Source organism: Bradyrhizobium sp. S3.3.6, from assembly GCF_040546905.1.
Lineage (GTDB): Bacteria > Pseudomonadota > Alphaproteobacteria > Rhizobiales > Xanthobacteraceae > Bradyrhizobium > Bradyrhizobium cytisi.
Genome location: NZ_JBEPOT010000003.1, coordinates 566263 through 586880, shown reverse-complemented (window position 1 = coordinate 586880; position 20618 = coordinate 566263). Strand labels below are relative to the sequence as shown.

Here is a 20618-nt window from a genome sequence, read left to right as displayed (position 1 = left end):
TGCATCTGCTGTGACAGTCTGGATTGCTTCGCTTCGCTCGCAATGACGAGGAGAGGGCGTACCGCGCCTCACATCATCACGCTCTCTTCCCCCTCCGCCTGCTCGATCAATTCCTCGCTCACCATCAGTTCGCGGCGGGGGACGACGAAGATCATCATGCAGGCGCAGAGCAGCGAGACGGCGAGCACGGCCGAGGTCAGCGGCAGCGTCGTTGCGGAGTGGCCGCCGAGATAGGCGCCGAATTGCGACATCAGCGCGCCGATCCCTTGCTGGAGAAAGCCCATCGCGCCTGACGCGGTACCGGCGGCTTCGGGACGGATGCTGATCGCACCGGCGGCGGAGTTCGCCATCACGAAGGCGTTGCCGACCATCACGATCATCTGCGTGCCGAACAGCCAGGCCGGCGCCTCGTTCCAGCCGGTAAAGCTCCAGAGCAGGTTCAACAGGCTGCCGCAGAGTTGCAGGCCGAGCCCGAACCAGATCAGCTTCTCCAGCGAGTGCCGCGGCGCAAAGCGCACGCAAAGCAGGTTGCCGACCAGATACGCAAATCCCGTTGTGGCGAACCACGCGCCGTATTCGGCACTGGTCCGGCCCATCTGCGTCACGACGATGTAGGGGCCCCCGCCGGCGAAGGTGAAGATGATCTGCGACGCCAGCACCTGGCACATCACATAGCCGATGAAGGCCCGGCTCTTGATCAGGGTGCCGACGTCGCTGCGAAAGCCGCCACTGCCGATCGCGCGGTCGCGGCGCGTCTCAGGCAACGCGATGGCGATGCCGACGGCGACTGCAAGCGCGCCGATCGTGACGGCGTAGAAGATCGCCCGCCAGCCAAACGCGGTCTCGATCAGGCCGCCGGTGAGCGGTGAGACCATCTGGCCGATCATCAGGGCGGCGATCACGAGGCTGATCATGGAGGCGACACGGTCGCGCTCGTAGATGTCGCGGATGATGGCCCGGCTGACCACCATGCCCGAGGCGCCGCCGAGCGCCTGGAAGAAGCGTGCTGCGATCAGCTGCGGCAGGGTTTCGGCAAAGATGCAGGCGACGCTGGCCGCGACCATCAACGCGAGGCCGCCAAGCAGTACCGGACGGCGGCCGAACCTATCCGACAGCGGCCCCATGATCAGCTGCGACAGCGCGATGCCGACCATGTAGAGCGACACCGTCATCTGCGCGATCGAGATGTCGCGGCCGAAATTCGTCGCCAGCACGGGCAGCGCCGGCACCAGGATGTAGAGCGAGATCGGCGCGATCCCGGTCATGACGACCAGCAGCAGCAACACCACGCGCGACGTCGCGATGTTCTTCGTCGCCGCCTCCGGCGGTCTGCTGATCATGCCGTGCATGTGCGTCCGTCTTTCGAATTTCGAATCGGACTGTAGCGTGCTTGCACAAGACGGATATCGGCGTTTCGGAATGCCGCTATACGGATTCCGGGACGGTTATGCCGACGGTGCGAATGACCGCCCCGGCCTCCGCTGTCATTCCCCGCGAAGGCGGGGAATCCAGTACCCCGCGGCTTTTCCGCAGGCGTTTACTGCCTCTGGAATACTGGATGCCCCGCCTGCGCGGGGCATGACACTTCTCGTAGGATGAGAGTTGCGCAAATCGCGTAGCGCTATGCGCGGCGCTACGTCAGCTCGACCGTGGCCTGATCGAGCCACGCCTTCGTCACCTCGTCCAGCGCCGGCCCCACCTCGGCGCGGACGCGCGCGTGGTAGGCATTGAGCCAGGCGAGCTCTTCCTTGCTCAGCATCGCCGCGTCGATGAGCCGGCGGTCGATCGGCGCCAGCGTCAGCGTCTCGAACGCATTCATCGATTTCTCAGCACCCTCGATGTCGGCGGCGACCACCAGCTCAAGGTTCTCGATGCGGATGCCAAAACCGTCGGTCTTGTAATAGCCGGGCTCGTTGGAGAGGATCATGCCGCGTTTCAGCGGCGTGGTGCCGAGCTTCGAGATCCGCGCCGGGCCTTCGTGCACACTGAGATAGCTGCCGACGCCGTGGCCGGTGCCGTGCTCGAAATCGACGCCGGCGGCCCAGAGATATTGCCGCGCCAGCGTGTCGAGCTGCGCGCCGGTGGTGCCGTCGGGAAACACCGCACGCGCGATCGCGATATGGCCGCGGAGCACGCGGGTGAAGCGGTCGCGCATCTCCTCGGTGGGCTCCCCCACCGCCATGGTGCGGGTGACGTCGGTGGTGCCGTCTTCATACTGCGCGCCGGAATCGATCAGCAGCAGGTCGCCGCGGGCGATCCGCCGGTTGCTCTTGCGGGTGACGCGGTAGTGCACGATGGCGCCGTTCGGACCGGTGCCGGATATGGTCGGGAACGATACGTCCTTCAGCGCACCGGTGTCGCGGCGGAACGTCTCCAGCGCCTCGACCGCATCGATCTCGGTGAGCTTGCCGCTTCCTGCCTCGCGATCGATGAAGGCGAGGAAACGCGCCAGTGCAATTGCGTCGCGCCGGTGCGCCGTCTGCGTCCCCTTGATCTCGGTCGCGTTCTTCACGGCCTTCAGCAGCGCAATCGGATCGCTGCCGCGCACCGGCTTGCCGCCGCCGCCCGAGATCAACCGGCTCAGCGCGTCGGCCGCGGTGGCGTTGTCGAGCGCAATCGCAGCGCCGCTCTTGGCGAGCGCCATCAGCGTCGGCGTCAGCGCATCGGGCTCGCGCACATCGGCCGACTGCTCGAGATGGTCGCGCGAGAGGTTGGAGAGCTTGCGGTGGTCGATGAAGACGGTTGGCCGGCCGACCTTGGGCACCAGCGCGTAGGACAGCGGCAGCGGCGTATGCGCGACGTCGGCGCCGCGGATGTTGAAGGTCCAGGCGACCGCGTGGCTATCCGACAGCACCAGCGCGTCGGCCCCCAATTTCTCGATCTCGCTCTTGATCTGGGCCAGCTTCTCGGCCTCGGCGACACCGGCATATTGCAGGCCGTGGATCGCGACCGGCGCGACGGGCGGCTGCGGCCGATCCTGCCAGACCGCGTCGACCGGATTGCTGTCGACCGCCACCAGTTCGGCACCGGCCTTCGCACAGGCGGCCGAGAGACGCTCGGTTGCCGCAAAAGTGTGCAGCCACGGATCAAATCCCAGGCGATCGCCGGATTTGAGATGCGCCGCGACCCAGCTCTCCGGCGGCGGATCGATCAGCGACTCCACCGCCCACGCCTTGGCGTCGATCTGCTTGGCCGCCTGGATCGTGTAACGGCCATCGACGAACAATGCAGCTTCCTGGCTCAGCACCACGGCGAGCCCGGCCGAGCCGGTAAAGCCGGTTACCCAGGCGAGCCGCTCTTCGGAGGGGGCCACATACTCATTCTGCTGCTGATCGGCGCGCGGAATGACGAAGCCGGTCAGCTTGCGGCGGGCGAGCTCTTCACGGAGTGCGGCGAGCCGCGCCGCCAGTGCGACGCCGGCTTCGGGCTCCTCGAACGTCTGAAAGTGTGCTTCGAACATGGCTCAGTTTAGGATCATGAGGATCAGTCCGCAATGTAGACGCATTTGAGGTCGCATCTGGCATGGACCGTGCTTGAAATAGTTCCATTCGAATTGAGTGGAGTAAAGGATGCAGCAGTTGCGCTTCGTCCGAATAACAGGGAAATTCGAGCAAGTGGTTCATCTCAACGGCGAGGGGACACACGATGCCAGCGTTCACGTTTGAGAAGATTTCGCCGCCGGTGCGCCGCGCACCCGCAGCAACGACACCGCCGAAGCCGCGCGGCCTCATCAGCCAGATGATGGATCGCGTCGCCGAGCGGCGCGCCAAGCGGGTGTTGCAGGATGAGCGCGCGATGCGCCGGGACGACAAGCCGGCGGAGTAAAGCGGCCTTCCTTCCGCGGACGCAGCTTACCCCATCTTCCGCAGCAACAAGCTGCTCCACCCCTCGATCCGCAGATGCCGCAACGGCACGAGGCCGCGCGCGCGATAGGCGGCGATCACGGCGGGGGCTTGGTGGGTCAGCAGGCCGGAGAGAATGACACGGGCGCGGGGCGCAAGATGTCGGACCATCGGACCTGCCAGTTGGCGTAACGGATTGGCAAGGATGTTGGCCAGCACCAGGTCGAACGGGCCGCTTTTGGCAAAGTCCGGCGCAGCGAAGCCGGTGGCCCGGATCACCCGCACGTATTGACCAGCTTCGTTCAGGGCCGCGTTCTCGGCCGCGACCCGCACGGAAGGCGGGTCGATGTCGGAGGCCAGCACCGCGCGATGCAGCGCTTTGGCTGCCGCGATCCCCAACACGCCAGTGCCGGTGCCGAGGTCGAGTACGCGCTTCGGCCGTGCGTGTTTCAGGACATGGTCAAGCAGAAGTAAACAGCCACGCGTGGTGCCGTGATGGCCGGTTCCGAACGCGAGCGCCGCCTCGATCTCGATGGCGAGCTTGTTTGGCGCCACGCGGTCGCGGTCGTGGCTGCCATGGACGACGAATCGTCCGGCCGGCACCGGGACGAGATCCTCCAGGCTCGCCTTGACCCAGTCCTTGGCCTCGATCGTGTCGAAGACAAGCGTGGCGGCGATATCATTTCCTGCTGAAGTTGCAACGAGTTCGCGGAGCAATTCCTGATCCGGCGCCTCGGCAAAATGCAGCGTGACGTCCCATTGTCCGTCGGGCCGCTCGAAGGCGGCGACCGCCGCATCGCCCTCGAAAAAGACCTCCGTGAGCACGTCGACGACACGCCTGGCGGCAGCCTCGTTGGGAAGCGAAAAATTGGCGCGATGGGTAGGGGAAGGCTGCATTCTAGGGGTCCGTCCGCTTCAATTTTTGGAACTTTTAGTCACAATTTTCCGCGTAACTTGCAGTTCCCAGATTAACCCCGCCGTAGGTTGTGGACCGTACTTTCCCGGATGTTAGACCCAACCAACACACCTTGAGATGGAAATGGAGGCGAATCTTGAAGCGCATGGTTTCGAAGTTCTGGTCCGATGAATCCGGTGCGACTGCGATCGAATACGGCCTGATCGCAGCCGGTATCGCACTGGCGATCATCACCGTGGTTAACAGCCTGGGCACCACCATGAACGACAAGTTCGGTTCGATTAGCAGCTCCTTGAAGTAATTTCTGCCTCCGATTTCCCAGCGGGGCCGCTTTCTTCATAGATGGCTTTTTCGACGACCGCCCGCTGGGGGGAATTGCTCCTGGCGGGTGAAGTCGTTTTTGAGCTCGTTTCGGTAGGAGCTCCACAGGTTGTCCGCTCATGGATCAGGTCGCGACCCGCCGGCTTATACGCGGCTTATCAACCCCTTCTCCACAGCTTGATCCCGGCCCGTACCAAGCCGCCCGGCCAGGTTTCCGCGGCTTCACCACAGCTCTGCCAACAGGCCTGTCCACAGCCCGTCCACAGACTTATCCACGGTTTGCGAACAGGCCGCGGTGATCCCGCAAGATCGCCTGCGCCGCGTTGTGGCCTGGCGCGCCGGTGACGCCGCCGCCGGGATGGGCGCCGGAGCCGCAGTGATAGAGGCCCTTCAGGGGTCCGCGATAATCGGCATGGCCCAGCATCGGCCGCGCCGAGAACAGCTGGTTCAAGGTCAGTGCTCCGTGGAAGATGTCGCCGCCGAGGAGCCCGAACTGCCGTTCGAGATCGAGCGGGGAGAGGATCTGGCGCCCGAGCACGCTTGTTCCAAAGCCCGGCGCGTAGCTGTCCACCGTCGCGATCATGAGATCGGCGACCTCCTCGCGGTGGTCGTCCCAGGACTTGCCGTCCGGCAGCTCCGGCGCGACGTGCTGGCAGAACAAGCTCGCGACGTGTTGTCCCGCGGGCGCGAGCGTGTCGTCGAGCGTCGAGGGGATCAGCATCTCGACGATCGGCTGCCGGCTCCAGCCCTGCGCCCGTGCATCGAGATACGCGCGGTCCATATAGCCGAGATCAGGCGCCAGGATGATGCCGGAGGTGAGATGATCGCCATCGCCACGCAACGCGGTGAAAGAGGGCAGGCGATCCAGTGCCACGTTCATGCGGAAGGTGCCGGAGCCGTTCTTCCAGTGACGGATGCGGGCGAGGAAATCGGACGGAAGGGCATCGGCCGCGACCAGCCGGGTATAGAGCAGCTTTGGATTGACGTTGGCCGCGACATATCTGGCGCGGATCGTCGTTCCATTCTCCAGCACCACGCCGACGGCGCGGTCGCGCTCGACGATCACCTCGCGCACGCCGGCATCGGTGTCGATCGTGACGCCGCGCCCGCGCGCAGCGCGCGCCATCGCCTGCGTGATCGCGCCCATGCCGCCGATGGCGTGGCCCCAGACGCCCTTCTTGCCGTTCACCTCGCCAAAGGCATGATGCAGCATCACATAGGCCGAGCCGGCGGCGTAGGGGCTCGCATAATTGCCGACGATGGCGTCGAAGCCGAACAGCGCCTTGACCAGATCGTGCTCGAACCGCTCGTCCAGCATCTCGCCGGCGGAACGGGTGAAGAGATCGAGCAGGCTGCGGCTTTGCTCCAGCGTCAGGCCGCGCAGGATGTTGGCCGTACTCAACGCGTTCGCGGCCTCGCGGATCGCGCCAATGCCAAAGCTGCCGAGCAGGTTCGGCGGCGCCCGCAGCACGAACTGCCGCAGCACGTCGGCGATGTCCTCGAGCTCGCGCGAAAACCCGTCGAGCGCATCGGCATCGCGCGCACTGAGCCGCGCGACGGAGGCCTTCGTCCGCCCCTCGCCGGTGAGGAGATAGTTGCCGTCAGGCGCGGGCAGAAAATTCTGGGCGCGCCGTTCGACGACGCGCAGGCCCTGCTCGGTAAGGCCCAGATCGCGGACGACCTTCGGGTTGAGCAGGCTCACGGTGTAGGCCGCGACCGAATTGCGGAAGCCCGGATGAAACTCCTCCGTGACCGCCGCCCCACCGACCACCTTGCGGCGTTCGACCACATGCACGCGCAAGCCCGCCATCGCGAGATAGGCTGCGCAGGTGAGGCCGTTATGGCCAGCGCCGATGATGACGACGTCGGTTTCGCTCATGATTGATTTCAGAATGTTCCACGGTCATTCCAGATGGTCCAGAGGACCGCGCCCGGAATAACAGCTGTATATCAGGCATTTCCTGATGCAACATCACGAGACCATTTATTGCCCGTTCAGGCGCGGTGTGCTCCATTGCGCGCGCCCGGCGGCCGCCGGGGGTAAGCCGGAGCTTCCATGGATTCGATCGTGCAACCCGCCGCCACGGAGCAGCCGTCCACGTCGCGCAACCGGCTGCTGCTGACGGTCTATACCGCCGCGATCTTCGTCAGCGCGCTGCTGCTGTTCTCGGTGCAGCCGCTGTTCACGAAAATGGTGCTGCCGCGGCTCGGCGGCTCGCCGGCGGTGTGGTCGGTGGCGATGGTGTTCTTCCAGTCGCTGCTGCTGGCGGGCTACGCCTATGCGCATCTCCTCATGCAGATCAGGAATCGCGTGGTTCCGGTGGTTGTGCATCTCGTGCTGCTGATCGCGGCCTTCGTCACGCTGCCGCTCGGGATTGCCACTGCTTATGGCGAGCCACCAGCGTCCGGTTACGCATTCTGGCTGCTCGGACTGTTCGTGATGTCGATCGGCCTGCCGTTCTTCGCGCTTGCCGCCAACAACCCGCTGCTGCAGGCCTGGTTCGTCCGCACCGGCCATCCTGATGGCCGCGATCCCTATTTCCTCTATGCCTCCTCCAACATCGGCAGCTTCCTCGCGCTGTTGTCCTATCCGTTCCTGCTGGAGCCGATGTACACGCTCCACACGCAGAACGGGCTCTGGACCGGCGGCTATGGCGTCTTAATTCTTCTGATTGCGGCCTGTGGCGTGCTGTTGCTGCGCTCGCCGAAGCTCACGGTGGCCGACGCGCGCACCGAGGACGCAAACGCGCCGGCGCCGACGCTGGCGACGCGGCTGCGCTGGATCTTCCTCGCCGCGGTGCCGTCAGGGCTGCTCATCGCAGTCACCGCGCATATCTCGACCGACGTCGCGGCGGCGCCGCTGCTGTGGGTGCTGCCACTGTCGCTATATCTGCTGACCTGGGTGCTAGTGTTCCAGTCGCGGCCGCTGTTGCCGCACAAATGGATGCTGATGCTCCAGCCGGTCGCGATCGCGGGCGTCATCTTTTTGCTCGCCTTCGGCGGCGAGCAGAATTTGCTGCTCACGCTCGGCGGCCATCAATTGTGCTTCTTCGTCATCGCCATGGCCTGCCACGGCGAACTGGCGCGGACCCGGCCCGCAGCCAAATATCTCACCGGATTCTATGTCGCTCTGTCGTTCGGCGGCATGGTCGGCGGTCTCTTTGCAGGCCTCGTTGCGCCATTCACCTTCTCATGGATCGCCGAGTATCCGATCCTGGTCGCGCTCGCCGCGCTCTGCCGGCCGTCGGCGAGCGAGCGTCTTGCGGGCGTCGTGAGATGGTACTGGCTGGCGCTTGCCGTTCTCGCGGCGGCGCTGGTTGCACCGACGTACATGACAGGGGATCTTTCGACCTGGTTCGAGGATCACCGCGTCTGGGTCGCCGGCGCCGTCGGCGTGCTCGCAGCGCTTCTGGCGCTGGCGCTCAATGCGGATCGCTGGAAGATCTTTGCAACAGTCGCGCTGGCGCTGGCCCTGATGCGGATCTATCCGGCCGACGAGGGCCGCGTCACCACGGTGCGCAGCTTCTTCGGCGTGCACAAGATCGTGGTGACGCCGGGCGGCTATTTCCACGTGCTGATGCACGGCACCACGATTCACGGCGCCGAGCGCTTCCGCAACAATGACGGCACGCCCGTCACCGGCCGGCCCGAGCCGATCACCTATTATCATAAGGATGGCGGCATCGGTCAGGCCGTCACCGCGATGCGCGAGCGCAAGGGCGCGCCGTTGAAGGTCGCGGCGATCGGTGTCGGATCGGGCACGCTCGCCTGCGCCGCGGAGCCCGGCGAGGACTGGAAATTTTTCGAGATCGACCAGTCCATGGTCGATGCCGCGCGTGACCCCAAAAATTTCCGCTACATCTCGAGCTGCCTGCCGAACCTGAAGCCGGTGATTGGGGATGCGCGTCTCACCTTCGCCAGGGAGCCCGACGGTGTCTACGACCTCATCATCGTCGATGCCTATTCGTCGGATGCGATCCCGATCCATCTCGCGACCGAGGAGGCGATGAAGATCTACAAGGACAAGCTCGCCCCGCACGGCGCCGTGGTGATGCACGTCTCCAACCGGCACCTCGATCTCGAGCCCGTCGTGGTCGGGATCGCCGATGCCAACGATCTGAAGAGCTGGGTCTACGACGAGGATTCGGGCCGTGACGCCGACTACATCTTCTCCACCGACGTCGTCATCTCCGCGCGCGAAGCTGATGACGTCGGCAAGCTGGCGTCCTCCAAGCAATGGGAGGAGACCGACGCGGACGAGAAGGTGCGGGTCTGGACCGACGACTATTCCAACATCCTGGGCGCGCTGTATCGACGCTTGCGCTACGGCGAGCAGTAACGCTCGGACTTACGGCTCGACCGGCGTTCCCGCAGGCAGCGCAATTCCCTTCTCGCCGGCGACCTGCCGCAACAGGTCGGGCCGGTCGGAGATGATGCCGTCGACGCCGATCTCGATCATACGCGCCATGTCGTCGGGCTTGTTGACGGTCCAGACCACCACGCGCAATCCCTGAGTCTGGGCTTCAGTGACAAGCGCCGCGGTCACGTCGCCGAAATAGGGCGACCACACCGCGCCGCCCGCGGCCTTGATCGTGCGCGGCAGCGAGCCGCCGTGATCGGCCGGGCTGTAACCCGCCGTCCAGCTGGTGGCCTTGTCGAGGACGACGGTCGGTGCCGAGCCGCGCTGGAGCGTCAGGTACACGGTCGGAATTGTCGGGGCCTGCTGCTGGACCAGCAGCAGGGTCCGCCAGTCGAATGACTGGATCATGACGCGGTCGGAAAATTTCTCGTCTGCGATCACCCCGAGCAGCTTTGCGACGAAGGCCTGTGGGCCAAGCGATTCATCCGGATGATCCGGATCGATCTTGGTCTCGATATTGAAGCGCACGCGTTCGTTGCCGGATTTGCGCACCAGCGCGAACAGCTCCTTCAGCGTGGGAATGCGGGTCCCCGGCACGGCGCGCTGGTCGGGAAATTGCTTCGCATAGGCGCTGTCCGGCCGGATTTGGCCGACGTCGTAGGCCCTGGCATCGGCGAACCGCAGTTTCACGAAAGGCGTGCCGGGCGCCGTGACATAGGCGCCATTCGCATCCCGCGCGAGATCGGGATTGAGCCCGCGCTCATGCGACACGACGACCTCGCCGTCGGCGGTGACGCCGACGTCCAGTTCCAGCGTGTCCACGCCCATCGCGAGGGCATTGGCAAAGGCCGGCAGGGTGTTCTCCGGCAGCAGCGCCCGCCCGCCGCGATGCGCCTCGAGATCGAAAGCCATGGCCTTTCCCGAAATGAGAAGTGACAGCAAAGTCAATATTGTCGTAGTACGTGACGTCATCACAGTTCCGGTGGCAAGTGAAACAACAATGCTTGAACGCGGCTGAGCGCGTCCGGCCTGTTTTACAGCCTTTTGCGCCTGTTGAAACCTGGGGCCGCAGCTTGCGGTTGCGTCCGCTCTGCCGGTATGTACTCATAGACCTCGCCTTGGAATCCCGACCGTGCATCAGAAACGCGATCACCGCATCATTCGCAGTCGGCATTTTCACAAGATGCAGCGGCGGCATTTCATCATTTTCGACGTTTTGCCCTTTGTCGGTACGCTGATTGCGCTGAGCCTCCTCTTCTATCGTCCGATCGGCATCGTTGAGCTCAGCCTGTTGTTCGGCTTCTGGCTGATCACCGGGCTTGGGCTGACCGTCGGCTATCACCGCCTGTTCACCCATCGCGCCTTCGCCACCTCGACCGCGGTGAGCGCGATCCTGATCGTGATGGGATCGATGGCCGGGCGCGGCCCGATGCTGTCCTGGGCGGCGATGCACCGGCGGCACCACGAATTGTCCGACCACGACGGCGATCTGCATTCGCCGCGTCTGCATGGCGGCGGCGTGCTGGGCCGCCTGCGCGGCTTCCTGCACGCGCATTTGACCTGGATGATCGCGCACGACTATCCCAACGTCGCCCACTACGTGCCGGATCTGATGGCCAACCGCACCCTGGTTGCCGTCAACAGCTACTATTACAGCTGGGTCGCGCTCGGCCTGGTGCTGCCGGCGGCGATCGGCGGCCTCGCCACCATGAGCCTGTGGGGCGTGTTGACGGGCCTGCTCTGGGGCGGCGTGGTGCGCATGTTCGTGGTCGAGCAGACCATGTCCGCCATCAACTCCATCATGCACACGTTTGGCGCGCAGCCCTTCGTCACCCGTGACGATAACAGCCGCAATCTCGGCGTGATGGCCTGGCTCGCCTGGGGCGAGGGCTGGCACAACAACCACCACGCGTTCCCGTATTCGGCGGCCTTCGGCCTGCGCTGGTTCGAGTTCGATCCCGGCTTCATCTTCATCCGCGCGCTGGAGGCGCTCGGACTCGCCTGGGATGTCAAGGTGCCGAGCGAGGAGAAGATCGCCCGGCGCATGCTGCAGCAGCCGGGCGATGCCGCGCCCGATCTGGAAACGGGCTGAGGATCGGCATCCGGCGATGACGGCGCAGCGCTGAACCGATGCTGTTCAACGACTATCCCTTCCTCCTGGTGTTCCTGCCGGCGGCACTGCTGATCTACCGCCTGTTCGATCCCTATCCGCGCTTGCGCATCGTCGTGCAGGTGGCGCTGTCGCTGGCCTTCTACGCCTGGGGCAGTCCGTCCTTCATCGCGCTCTTGATTGCGTCGATCCTCATCAACTGGTTCGCCTCGGTCGCCTATGCGCGGGTGAAGTGGAAGGCGTTACTGACGCTCGTCATCTTGCTTGATATCGGCGTGCTCGCGCTGTTCAAATACGCCAACTTCATCCTCGCCAATCTCGGGCATGTGCTGGGTGCCACGTTGCCGACGCTCGACATCGGGTTGCCGCTCGGCATCTCCTTCTTCACCTTCCATCACATCATGTATCTGGTCGATCTCCGGCGCGGCAAGGCGCCGCTCTACGCGATCGATCGCTACGCGCTCTACATCGCCTTCTTTCCGCAGGCGATCGCGGGGCCGCTGGCGCGCTGGTCGGAGGTGATGCATCAGTTCGGCAGGCAGGTCTATGTGCCGGGCTGGCAGCGTCAATTCTGCATCGCGATCTGCTTCATCGCGCTCGGCCTGTTCCAGAAGATCGTGATCGCCGACAGCATCGCGCACCTGCTTGATCCCATCTACATGCAGGCGACGGCTGGGCCGCTTGCGAGCGGCGACGGCTGGCTCGCCTTCTGCTTCTCGTTCCAGATCCTGTTCGACTTCTCCGGCTATTCCGACATCGCGATCGGCCTTGGGCTGCTGTTCGGGGTGCAGCTGCCCTACAATTTCAATGCGCCGCTGCGCTCGACCAACATCCAGGATTTCTGGCAGCGCTGGCATATCACGCTGATGCTGTTCCTGCGCGACTATGTCTTCTACCCTCTGGTCAATCTGCGCATCCTGCCGCGGCGCTTTCTGCCGGTGCAGTTCTTCGGCGCAATGCTGATCACCATGGCGCTGTGCGGCTTGTGGCATGGCGCGAGTTGGGCTTTTGTCCTTTGGGGCGTGCTGCACGGTCTTGCGCAGGTGGTCTGCTCGTTGTGGCGGCGCTATGGCCCGCACTTCCCGTCATGGTTCGGCTGGGCTCTCACCGTGCTGTTCGTGCTGGCAACCGGCGTGATCTTTCGCGCCGGCTCGGTCGAGGCCGCCTGGCATGTTTTCGCCGGGCTCGCCCAGCCGCTGCCGCTCGCGCGCGGGCAGCACCTTTGGCCGCTGATCGTGGCGCCGTTGTTCGCCTTCCTGTTGCCGGCCAGTCAGGACATCGTCGCATTCTTCACGCGCCGCCCGAGTCCCTGGCTTGCGGGCGTGCTCGGGACCTGCCTTTTCGCTTTGCTGCTCCATATGGGTGGTCGGGATCTCCATGAATTCGTCTACTTCAAGTTCTGAGACCGATCCCGGCTGGGGGAGGGGCATCATAGCCTGCATGGGTACGCTGATCGGCGCGGCCGTGCTGGTGCTGGCGCTGATGGTGGTCGTCGATCCCTATGACAGCGGCAAGCTCGGCCTGCTCGGCATCAATGGCGTCGACAATCGTCTCACCCAGATCACGGCCGCGAGCCGCGCCAGAGATCCGAATTTCAACGCGGCCATCCTCGGCAACTCGACGGCGCAGCTGATCGCGCCGGCGGAATTGTCCGGCGCGACGGGCCTGCGCTTCGTGCAGCTCTACACCACCGGCTCGGCTCCGCGCGAGCAGCTCGCGGTGCTCGATTTCTTCCTGCGCAATCACAAGCAGGTCGGCGCGCTGGTGCTCGCGGCCGATCCCGGCTGGTGCGTCCATGCGCGGCCGAAGGAGGAGGGCGCTCCGTTTCCCTATTGGCTCTACGACAGAAGTGTCGTCACCTACGCGGTGCGGCTGATCTCCTGGCAGGCGATCGAGCAGGCCTTTCAGCGGCTCAGCATTGGACTCGGCTGGCGGCAGCGGATGAATCCGGACGGCTTTGTCAGCTATGAGGACATCTGGCCGCCTGGCCAATTCAAGGAGGTCGGCTGGCCCAGGGATCCGGCGCCGGCTGCATCCGCCGGGACGCGGGCGACATTCCCGGAGATCGCTGCGCTGGTAGAGATCGTCAGGAAGCTGCCGGCCGACGTGCCGATCGTCATCATCGTGCCGCCGACTTTCGCGGCCACCGTGCCGAAGCCCGGCACGGATGTGGCGCTGGAGCGCGTCGCCTGTGATGCCGCGCTGAAAGCCGTCATCGCGGGGCGCCCGCACAGCAATTTCATCAGCTATCGCGTCGACAACGCGCTGACCCGCGATCGCGACAACTTTGCCGACTTCATCCACTATCGCCCGAAACTCGCGCGCCGGATCGAGCGAGGCATTATCGCCAGCCTGCGCGATGGCGAGAGCGCGACGATCGATTTCTGAGCTGGCTCAGCCGATCTCCTCGAATCCACCGTCGAGCCAGAGCCTGCGCGCAAGCTTGCGCTGGATCTTGCCGCTGGTGGTTTTTGGCAGCGCGCCGGGACGGATCAGCGCGACATGTCGGGCGGAGAGCTCGTGGCTGTCGGCGATGGCCTCGCGGATCTGGCCCTTGATCTCGGTCGTGTCGATCGTATGGCGCGCAGTGCGTTCGACCTCCTGGACGATGACGAGACTTTCCTCGCCATGTTCGTCCGGCACGGAAAAGGCGGCGCCGCAGTTCTCGCGCAATGCGTTGTCCAGCGACTGCACGGTGCGCTCGATGTCCTGCGGATAATGGTTGATGCCACGGATGATGATGAGATCCTTGATCCGGCCGGTGACGAACAATTCGCCGGTATGATCGAGGAAGCCGAGGTCGCCGGTGCGCAGCCACCGGCCTTCCTCATCCGCGATCTCCGCATTGAGCTCTTCGCGCGTCGCCGCGTCGCTGCACCAGTAGGCGCGTGCGACATTGGCGCCGCTCACCCAGATTTCGCCGACGCGGTCGGCCGGAAGCCGTCCGCGCTGCTCGGGGTCGACAATGGCGATCCGCTCGCCGACAAGCGCGCGGCCGCAACCGACGACGAGCTGCGCGTCGCCGGGATCCGCCGGCGCCTCGGCCGCATGGGCTTGAAGCGCGGCGCGGCTGACGCTGCGTGTGACGTGGCCGCCACCGCGCGTCCCGCCGGAGATCAGGAGCGTCGCTTCTGCCATGCCATAGGCGGGATACATCACGCGGGGATCGAATCCGTGCGGCGCAAACGTTTCGATGAAGCCCGCGATGGTATCGGCGCGCACCGGCTCGGCGCCATTGAGCGCGATCCGGAGCGAGGACAGGTCCACGCCCTCCATCTGATCGGCGCGATAGCGGCTGACGCAGAGGTCAAAGCCGAAATTGGGCCCGCAGGCGACCTCCGCACGATAATGCGAGATCGCGCGCAGCCAGCCGAGCGGCCGCTGCATGAACGCGTTCGGCGCCATAAATACGCAGGTCGATCCGACATAGAGGGCCTGCAGCGCGTTCAGGATCAGCCCCATGTCGTGATAGAGCGGCACCCAGTTGACATAGGTCGATTGCCCGGTGTTGCCGAGCGCGATCCGGATCATCTCGAGATTGGCGAGCAGATTGGCGTGGCTCACCATGACGCCCTTCGGCTCGGAGGTCGAACCGGAGGTGTATTGCAGGAACGCGATGTCGTCGGGCGCTGGCTCCGGCAGATCGATCGTCGCACCGGCCGCTTCAGTGAGGTCGACTTCGATCCACCGGATATTCTCCTGCGCAAAGCGCGCCTCCAGGTCACCGCGCATTGCAAATGCGGTGGTCGTCAGCGCGAGCTCCGGCGTGCAATTGGCGAGAATCGCTGCGCTGGAATCGCGGGCGCTGTTTCGCCGCGGCATCATCATCGGCACGGCGATGATCCCCGCCATCAGGCAGCCGAAGAACGCCACCATGAATTCGATGCCTGGCGGAAACACCAGGATCGCGCGGTCGCCGGGCCGTGCGGACGCGCTCAGGCGCGCGGCGAGGGCGGTTGCGGTCTCATGGAGTTGACGGAAGGTGAGGACTGCTTCCTCCGTCGCGCGATCGGAGACGAAGACATAGGCGCGATCGTCAGCCTGCTCCGCCGCGCGCCGCGCCAGCAGCGCGACGAGTGAGCGGAGATTGTCCATCTGGATTGCGCCGGCTTCAGCCGCCCTCAGGCGGCGGAGCGGAGCGCGCGCTTGTCGGCGAGAAATCGCGACAGCGCCTCAACCGTAGGGTGGTCGTAGAAGTCATCCGTCGACAGTTCGAGGTCGAGCTTCTCCTCGAGCTCCATCATGAGATAGACGAGCATCGCCGAATCGAGGCCGAGGCGGCTGAATTTCGTGCCGGTGTCGACGCGGTCCTTCGAAATTCGCAGGATATTGGCTAGCGCCGTAACGCAGAAATCCGAAATCTGCTCGCGTGTCATGTCATTTCCCAGAAACAGTCGGAACGACAATACGGGCGACCTCAAGGTTGTCAATTTGGCCCAAACGCCGCGGCGTTGAAGGTTGGGGACTGTTGCTTTCCTGCGCCGCACGGCTGCTCATTTCGTGCCCAGGTTGGCGCGATTTCCTGCGGTCAACAGGGGCAACGGCCGCCGTATGCTCCGAAAGTTGCAGTTTGACGCCTGCGACGCGATTGAGCCGCCCCCGCTTGTTCGCCGCTCTGGCCATATCCAAGCCAGCCGTCGCCCAGCGCGGCGACGATTTTGATTCGCTACTTGCGCAAATGAACGCAGCGACGCAAGGAGGGCGCTGGACCGAGGGGCTGGCGGCTGCTCAGAAGCGGCGAGCCCGTCGACAAGCTCAAAGCCGCGCTCGCCACCCCGGGGGCGATCTCAAACGATAGATTCAGTTCTGCTGGTAATAGCCGCGCGGCTGATAATACTGCCGGGGCTGTTGCTGCTGCTGATAGTAGTAGCCCTGCTGGCCATAGCCCTGGTCGTACGTCGGCTGCGGTTGCGGCAGCTGCTGGTAGGCCTGCGTGCCATAGGGGCGGGTGACCGGGCGCGGCGCCGGATAGCGCGCGCCGGTGTCGCTGCCGTCGGCGGGATAGATGTAGTTGTCGTCCTGCGGCATGTAGCGGCGGACCGGCTGCATCGGCGGCGTCAAATTCACGGGATCGCCCGAGGTCGCGTACTGCTCCTCAGCTGGCTGCTGGGCGCGGGCCACCGCATTGTTGGCGCGACCGCGCGGGTTGCGGGCCAGCGCCACCTGCGCCGACCCGGTCAGCGTCACCGTGGTGTTGAGCACGCCCTGCTCCTGCACCAGCGCGTAGAGCGTCGAAGCGTTCTGGCGCGACAGCCGCACGCAGCCATGTGAGGCGGGCGTACCCAATCGTCCGACCGAGTCGGTGCCGTGGATGGCGTGCCCGATCTTGGTGAAGAAGATCGAGTGCGGCATCGGCGCGTCGTCGAATTCCTTGGAGTAGTGATCCTCTTCCATGCGGAAGGCGCGGAAGGCGCCGCCCGGCGTCTCGCGCGAGGGGATGCCGGTCGACACCGGCCAGTGGTAGCGCGTGACGCCGTCGACCACGACGGTCATCTGCTGATTGTCCTTGTCGATCGTAATGTCGACCTTGGCCTGCGCGGTGCCCGCGCTCAAAAGCATCAGGGACGTGAACGCAATGAAAAAGGAACGCATTTGAATTCTGGCCTCCGGCCTGTTCGCGCTAGAGCATGATCCGGAAAAGTGTGTAGCGGTTTTCCGAAAAGATCATGCTCAAACAATAACGCCGCGGCTCTCCGTTCCCCGGCGTGCACTATGGCTGCAATCCGGCTTTCGTTCCAGCGGCCTGCCGCACCCATCGTTAACGTGATGCCGGGCGTAAGCAAGGCCGCTTTGTGCCGCGCCGGCTCTGGCGATGCTGACATTTTCGCGAGCGGAAGCTGCGCTCACAACGCCGACAATTCGTCACAAAGGCGCAACCATTTGGCCGCTTCGGGCGTTGAACACGGCCTGCCAATTGGCGGCTGTCGCCGCCACTTACCCTTGGGGATTCAAGATGAACAAAGCTCGTATTGCCGCTGCGCAGTTGCCGGCGGGTCTGCCCGTCCGCCTGCTCTTCGCGGCCGCCGCCGTCCTTCTTGCCCTGGCTTGCGTGCCGCAAGCCAGCCACGCCCAGGGCATCGTGCGTGGCGCTCAGGAAGGTTCTTACGAGGGTAACCGCATCGCTGGTCCCGTAGGCGGCGCTGTCGGCGGTGTCGTTGGCGCCGGTGTCGGTGGTGCTGTTGGCGCTGTCGATGGTATTTTGGGTATCCCCTATCACGGCCACCGCCACTGTCGCGGCTATTATGATGGGTACCACCATTTCCGCTGCTACAGGTAACAGGCCGTCATTCCGGGTGCGCGGAGCGCGCCCGGAATGACGGTCAGTTCTTTAGCCGATAGCCGGTCCGGAAAATCCACCAGATCACGGCGAGGCAAATCACCAGGAATGCCGTCGTCATGCCGATGCTGACGGCGACGCTGACATCGGCGATCTCGTAGAAGCTCCAGCGGAAGCCCGAGATCAGATAGACGACCGGGTTGAGCAGTGCGACGGTGCGCCAGGTGGGCGGCAGCATGTCGATGGAATAGAAGCTGCCGCCGAGGAAGGTCAGCGGCGTCACCACCAGCATCGGGATCATCTGGAGCTTTTCGAACCCGTCGGCCCAGATGCCGATGACGAAGCCGAACAGGCTGAACGTCACCGCCGTCAGCACCAGGAAGGTCAGCATCCAGACCGGATGATGGATGTGCAGCGGCACGAACAGCCCGGCGGTGGCGAGAATGATCAGGCCGAGGATGATCGACTTGGTCGCAGCCGCACCGACATAACCAAGCACGATCTCGAAGTAAGAAATCGGCGCCGACAGGATCTCGTAGATCGTGCCGGTGAATTTCGGGAAGTAGATGCCGAACGAGGCGTTGGCGATGCTTTGCGTCAGCACCGAGAGCATGATGAGGCCCGGCACGATGAAGGTGCCGTAGCTCACGCCCTCGACCTGGCTGATGCGCGAGCCGATCGCAGCACCAAACACCACGAAATAGAGCGAGGTCGAAACCACGGGCGAAACGATGCTCTGCAGCAGCGTGCGCCAGGTGCGCGCCATTTCGAACAGATAGATGGCGCGGACGGCGCGGTAATTCATGACGCCCTCACGAGGTCGACGAAGATGTCCTCGAGCGACGATTGGGTCGTGTCGAGATCGTTGAAACGGATGCCGGCGGTGCGGAGGTCGCTGAGCAGGCTGGTGATGCCGGTGCGCTCGCCCTTGGTGTCGTAATCGTAGACCAGCGTCGCACCGCTGTCGCAAAGGTCGAGCTCGTAATGAGCGAGGCTCTCCGGCAGCGCGGCGAGCGTGGGCTGCAGATGCAGCGTCAGCCGCTTCTTGCCGAGCTTCTGCATCAAGGTGGCCTTGTCCTCGACCAGCACGATCTCGCCCTTGTTGATGACGCCGATGCGGTCGGCCATCTCCTCGGCTTCCTCGATGTAATGCGTGGTGAGGATGATGGTGACACCGGACTGCTGAAGCGTGCGGACCACCTCCCACATGCCCTTGCGTAGCTCGACGTCGACGCCGGCGGTCGGCTCGTCCAGGAACAGGATCTGCGGCTCGTGCGACAGCGCTTTCGCGATCATGACGCGGCGCTTCATGCCGCCGGACAGCGTGATGATCTTGTTGTCCTTCTTGTCCCAGAGCGACAGGTCCTTGAGGATCTTCTCGATGTGCGCAGGATTCTTCGGCTTGCCGAACAGGCCGCGGGAGAAGCTCACGGTCGCCCACACGCTCTCGAACGCGTCCGTGTGCAGCTCCTGCGGCACCAGGCCGATCAGCGAGCGTGCCTTGCGATACGAGGTCTGGATGTCTTCGCCGCCGACGAGAACCTTGCCCTCGCTGGGATTGGCGATGCCGCAGATGATCGAGATCAGCGTGGTCTTGCCCGCGCCGTTGGGGCCGAGCAGCGCAAAAATCTCGCCGCGCTTGATGTCGAGATTGACGTTCTTGAGCGCCTTGAAGCCGGACCCATAGGTCTTCGACAGATTGGCGACGGAAATGATGGAGGACATGATGGCCGGTGGGGTGGGGAGGGAGGCGCTGGAACCCGCACCCTGTCGGGCGGGGAGCAGCGGAGCCCTGAAATAGGAATGCCGTTGCCCCGTCGCAATTGGCTGGAGAAAATTGGTCTCAAAACAGGCGCTTCGGTGGCAGGTTTCAGGCAAGTGTTGCGCGATGGTCACGGATTGCGGCTAAGATCGCCGTTCACGCGGCTCTTTGTTGCGTCTGCGAGCGGCCCGTGGCTACGATTCCAGCCAATCGCGAAGCGTATGTCCCCAGGGAAAAGATCGATGAGACCGAACGGCCGTCACACCGCCGGCGCCAGCCAGTTGTCCACCCTCCGTATGTGGGCGATCTGCCTGCTTCTGCTGTCAGCTGTTGCCATGAGCCCGACCACCGCCAAGGCGGCGCCGAGCCAGGCTGCCGCGACGACGCATGTCTATTTGCTCCGCGGCGTGCTCAACATCTTCTCGCTCGGGCTCGACACGATCGGCGCCCGCCTCCAGGCGCAGGGCATCCCGGTGACCGTCGCGAACTTCGTGTCCTGGTCCTCGCTCGCCGATGAGGCGGCTGCGAACTACAAGGCGGGCCGGCTCAAGACCATCGTGCTGGTCGGCCATTCATCGGGCGCGACCGCGCTGCCCGACATGATCGCCAAGCTTAACCAGCTCGGCGTGCCCGTAAAGCTCGCGATCGGGCTCGACTCCGTGTTCAAGACCAAGCTGACGACCGGTGCCGAGCGCTACATCAACATCTATATCGGCGACGGTCCGGGTGAGCCGGTGCGGGCCGCGTCCGGTCTCCGTGGCAAGCTCGACAATGTCGACGTGCGCGGCAGCGGCGTCGGTCACATCACCATCGACAAGAACGAGGCAATCCAGCGCCGCGTGATCGCCGAGATCGATGCCGCGATCGCCCGCTCGCGCGGTCCGGCTGGACCGGTCGCCGAACCCGGCGCTCCGCGGGCTGCGCACTCGGCGGCAGCTGTGGCGCCGGCGAGGAACTGAAGCCTTTCGCCTGTAGCGGCTGACCTCATCATGCCGCCGTCGACACCCATGTCGGCGGCGGCATTGTCTTG

The 20618-nt window shown here is 64.5% G+C and carries 18 protein-coding genes; 8 read left to right on the top strand and 10 right to left on the bottom strand.

The features are described from left to right. Positions 1 to 68: 68 nt before the first annotated feature. Both ABID59_RS11610 and ABID59_RS11605 read right to left on the bottom strand, forming a co-directional pair. Positions 69 to 1349, bottom strand: a complete 1281-nt coding sequence (locus tag ABID59_RS11610; protein ID WP_148754102.1) for a multidrug effflux MFS transporter — start codon at positions 1347 to 1349, stop codon at positions 69 to 71. Positions 1350 to 1633: 284 nt separating this feature from the next. Beyond that, complete coding sequence (locus ABID59_RS11605; RefSeq protein WP_354083467.1) at positions 1634 to 3460, bottom strand: aminopeptidase P family protein; 1827 nt, start codon at positions 3458 to 3460, stop codon at positions 1634 to 1636. 185 nt (positions 3461 to 3645) lie between these two features. Between ABID59_RS11605 and ABID59_RS11600 the strand changes: the two genes are divergently transcribed. Beyond that, positions 3646 to 3825 carry a hypothetical protein gene (locus tag ABID59_RS11600; protein WP_354083466.1) on the top strand — a complete coding sequence of 60 codons (180 nt, stop codon included), beginning with the start codon at positions 3646 to 3648 and terminating at the stop codon, positions 3823 to 3825. 26 nt (positions 3826 to 3851) lie between these two features. Here the strand turns inward: ABID59_RS11600 and ABID59_RS11595 are convergent, their stop codons facing one another. Continuing rightward, entirely contained in the window at positions 3852 to 4739 is an 888-nt protein-coding gene (locus ABID59_RS11595; protein WP_354083465.1) for a 50S ribosomal protein L11 methyltransferase, read from the bottom strand. Positions 4740 to 4903: 164 nt separating this feature from the next. Here ABID59_RS11595 and ABID59_RS11590 point away from each other — a divergent pair, with 164 nt between their 5' ends. Beyond that, a complete protein-coding gene (locus tag ABID59_RS11590) occupies positions 4904 to 5059 on the top strand; it encodes a Flp family type IVb pilin (protein WP_148754203.1) in 156 nt (51 codons plus the stop codon). Positions 5060 to 5347: 288 nt separating this feature from the next. On the opposite strand, the gene ABID59_RS11585 is transcribed toward ABID59_RS11590, so the two are convergent. Further along, the gene (locus ABID59_RS11585) at positions 5348 to 6958 is read right to left on the bottom strand and encodes a phytoene desaturase family protein (protein WP_354083464.1); all 1611 of its coding nucleotides are present in this window, start codon (positions 6956 to 6958) and stop codon (positions 5348 to 5350) included. A gap of 177 nt (positions 6959 to 7135) precedes the next feature. On the opposite strand from ABID59_RS11585, the gene ABID59_RS11580 reads away from it, so the two are divergent. Next, complete coding sequence (locus ABID59_RS11580) at positions 7136 to 9418, top strand: spermidine synthase (RefSeq protein WP_354083463.1); 2283 nt, start codon at positions 7136 to 7138, stop codon at positions 9416 to 9418. A 9-nt stretch (positions 9419 to 9427) separates the two neighbouring features. On the opposite strand, the gene ABID59_RS11575 is transcribed toward ABID59_RS11580, so the two are convergent. Further along, a complete protein-coding gene (locus tag ABID59_RS11575) occupies positions 9428 to 10411 on the bottom strand; it encodes a glycerophosphodiester phosphodiesterase (protein WP_354083462.1) in 984 nt (327 codons plus the stop codon). Between the two features lie 160 nt (positions 10412 to 10571). Here ABID59_RS11575 and ABID59_RS11570 point away from each other — a divergent pair, with 160 nt between their 5' ends. Genes ABID59_RS11570 through ABID59_RS11560 form a run of 3 tightly spaced genes read left to right on the top strand, consistent with a single transcriptional unit; the run spans position 10572 to position 13937 of the window. Further along, on the top strand, positions 10572 to 11531 hold the full coding sequence (locus tag ABID59_RS11570) for an acyl-CoA desaturase (RefSeq protein ID WP_354083461.1): 960 nt from the start codon (positions 10572 to 10574) through the stop codon (positions 11529 to 11531). A gap of 38 nt (positions 11532 to 11569) precedes the next feature. Further along, positions 11570 to 12952, top strand: coding sequence for an MBOAT family O-acyltransferase (locus tag ABID59_RS11565; RefSeq protein ID WP_354083460.1), 1383 nt, complete (start codon positions 11570 to 11572; stop codon positions 12950 to 12952). A gap of 37 nt (positions 12953 to 12989) precedes the next feature. Further along, positions 12990 to 13937: a hypothetical protein gene (locus ABID59_RS11560; RefSeq protein WP_354083459.1), complete on the top strand. Its 948-nt coding sequence runs from the start codon at positions 12990 to 12992 to the stop codon at positions 13935 to 13937. Positions 13938 to 13943: 6 nt separating this feature from the next. Here the strand turns inward: ABID59_RS11560 and ABID59_RS11555 are convergent, their stop codons facing one another. The 3 genes from ABID59_RS11555 to ABID59_RS11545 all read right to left on the bottom strand — a co-directional run bounded on the left by ABID59_RS11555 (position 13944) and on the right by ABID59_RS11545 (position 17141). After that, positions 13944 to 15644, bottom strand: coding sequence for a fatty acyl-AMP ligase (locus ABID59_RS11555; protein ID WP_354083458.1), 1701 nt, complete (start codon positions 15642 to 15644; stop codon positions 13944 to 13946). A gap of 26 nt (positions 15645 to 15670) precedes the next feature. Continuing rightward, on the bottom strand, positions 15671 to 15925 hold the full coding sequence (locus ABID59_RS11550) for an acyl carrier protein (RefSeq protein WP_148754112.1): 255 nt from the start codon (positions 15923 to 15925) through the stop codon (positions 15671 to 15673). 424 nt (positions 15926 to 16349) lie between these two features. After that, positions 16350 to 17141 (bottom strand): L,D-transpeptidase, encoded by a 792-nt coding sequence (locus tag ABID59_RS11545; RefSeq protein WP_354083457.1) that lies wholly within the window; start codon positions 17139 to 17141, stop codon positions 16350 to 16352. Between the two features lie 361 nt (positions 17142 to 17502). Here ABID59_RS11545 and ABID59_RS11540 point away from each other — a divergent pair, with 361 nt between their 5' ends. Further along, positions 17503 to 17826: a hypothetical protein gene (locus ABID59_RS11540; RefSeq protein WP_148754114.1), complete on the top strand. Its 324-nt coding sequence runs from the start codon at positions 17503 to 17505 to the stop codon at positions 17824 to 17826. Between the two features lie 43 nt (positions 17827 to 17869). On the opposite strand, the gene ABID59_RS11535 is transcribed toward ABID59_RS11540, so the two are convergent. Next, positions 17870 to 18631 carry an ABC transporter permease gene (locus ABID59_RS11535; RefSeq protein WP_148754115.1) on the bottom strand — a complete coding sequence of 254 codons (762 nt, stop codon included), beginning with the start codon at positions 18629 to 18631 and terminating at the stop codon, positions 17870 to 17872. Next, positions 18628 to 19551, bottom strand: a complete 924-nt coding sequence (locus tag ABID59_RS11530) for an ABC transporter ATP-binding protein (RefSeq protein WP_148754116.1) — start codon at positions 19549 to 19551, stop codon at positions 18628 to 18630. The genes ABID59_RS11535 and ABID59_RS11530 overlap by 4 nt, the downstream gene beginning before the upstream one ends. Positions 19552 to 19830: 279 nt before the next feature. Here ABID59_RS11530 and ABID59_RS11525 point away from each other — a divergent pair, with 279 nt between their 5' ends. After that, positions 19831 to 20547, top strand: a complete 717-nt coding sequence (locus ABID59_RS11525) for a hypothetical protein (protein ID WP_354034246.1) — start codon at positions 19831 to 19833, stop codon at positions 20545 to 20547. Positions 20548 to 20618: the final 71 nt, after the last annotated feature.

Coding starts and splice junctions, on each gene's coding strand:
- ABID59_RS11590 (WP_148754203.1), top strand. CDS start 4,904: ATGGTTTCGAAGTTCTGGTCCGATGAATCCGGTGCGACTGCGATCGAA.
- ABID59_RS11595 (WP_354083465.1), bottom strand. CDS start 4,739: ATGCAGCCTTCCCCTACCCATCGCGCCAATTTTTCGCTTCCCAACGAG.
- ABID59_RS11530 (WP_148754116.1), bottom strand. CDS start 19,551: ATGTCCTCCATCATTTCCGTCGCCAATCTGTCGAAGACCTATGGGTCC.
- ABID59_RS11580 (WP_354083463.1), top strand. CDS start 7,136: ATGGATTCGATCGTGCAACCCGCCGCCACGGAGCAGCCGTCCACGTCG.
- ABID59_RS11585 (WP_354083464.1), bottom strand. CDS start 6,958: ATGAGCGAAACCGACGTCGTCATCATCGGCGCTGGCCATAACGGCCTC.
- ABID59_RS11535 (WP_148754115.1), bottom strand. CDS start 18,631: ATGAATTACCGCGCCGTCCGCGCCATCTATCTGTTCGAAATGGCGCGC.
- ABID59_RS11605 (WP_354083467.1), bottom strand. CDS start 3,460: ATGTTCGAAGCACACTTTCAGACGTTCGAGGAGCCCGAAGCCGGCGTC.
- ABID59_RS11555 (WP_354083458.1), bottom strand. CDS start 15,644: ATGGACAATCTCCGCTCACTCGTCGCGCTGCTGGCGCGGCGCGCGGCG.
- ABID59_RS11600 (WP_354083466.1), top strand. CDS start 3,646: ATGCCAGCGTTCACGTTTGAGAAGATTTCGCCGCCGGTGCGCCGCGCA.
- ABID59_RS11550 (WP_148754112.1), bottom strand. CDS start 15,925: ATGACACGCGAGCAGATTTCGGATTTCTGCGTTACGGCGCTAGCCAAT.
- ABID59_RS11545 (WP_354083457.1), bottom strand. CDS start 17,141: ATGCGTTCCTTTTTCATTGCGTTCACGTCCCTGATGCTTTTGAGCGCG.
- ABID59_RS11610 (WP_148754102.1), bottom strand. CDS start 1,349: ATGCACGGCATGATCAGCAGACCGCCGGAGGCGGCGACGAAGAACATC.
- ABID59_RS11525 (WP_354034246.1), top strand. CDS start 19,831: ATGAGACCGAACGGCCGTCACACCGCCGGCGCCAGCCAGTTGTCCACC.
- ABID59_RS11575 (WP_354083462.1), bottom strand. CDS start 10,411: ATGACGTCACGTACTACGACAATATTGACTTTGCTGTCACTTCTCATT.
- ABID59_RS11565 (WP_354083460.1), top strand. CDS start 11,570: ATGCTGTTCAACGACTATCCCTTCCTCCTGGTGTTCCTGCCGGCGGCA.
- ABID59_RS11560 (WP_354083459.1), top strand. CDS start 12,990: ATGGGTACGCTGATCGGCGCGGCCGTGCTGGTGCTGGCGCTGATGGTG.
- ABID59_RS11540 (WP_148754114.1), top strand. CDS start 17,503: ATGAACAAAGCTCGTATTGCCGCTGCGCAGTTGCCGGCGGGTCTGCCC.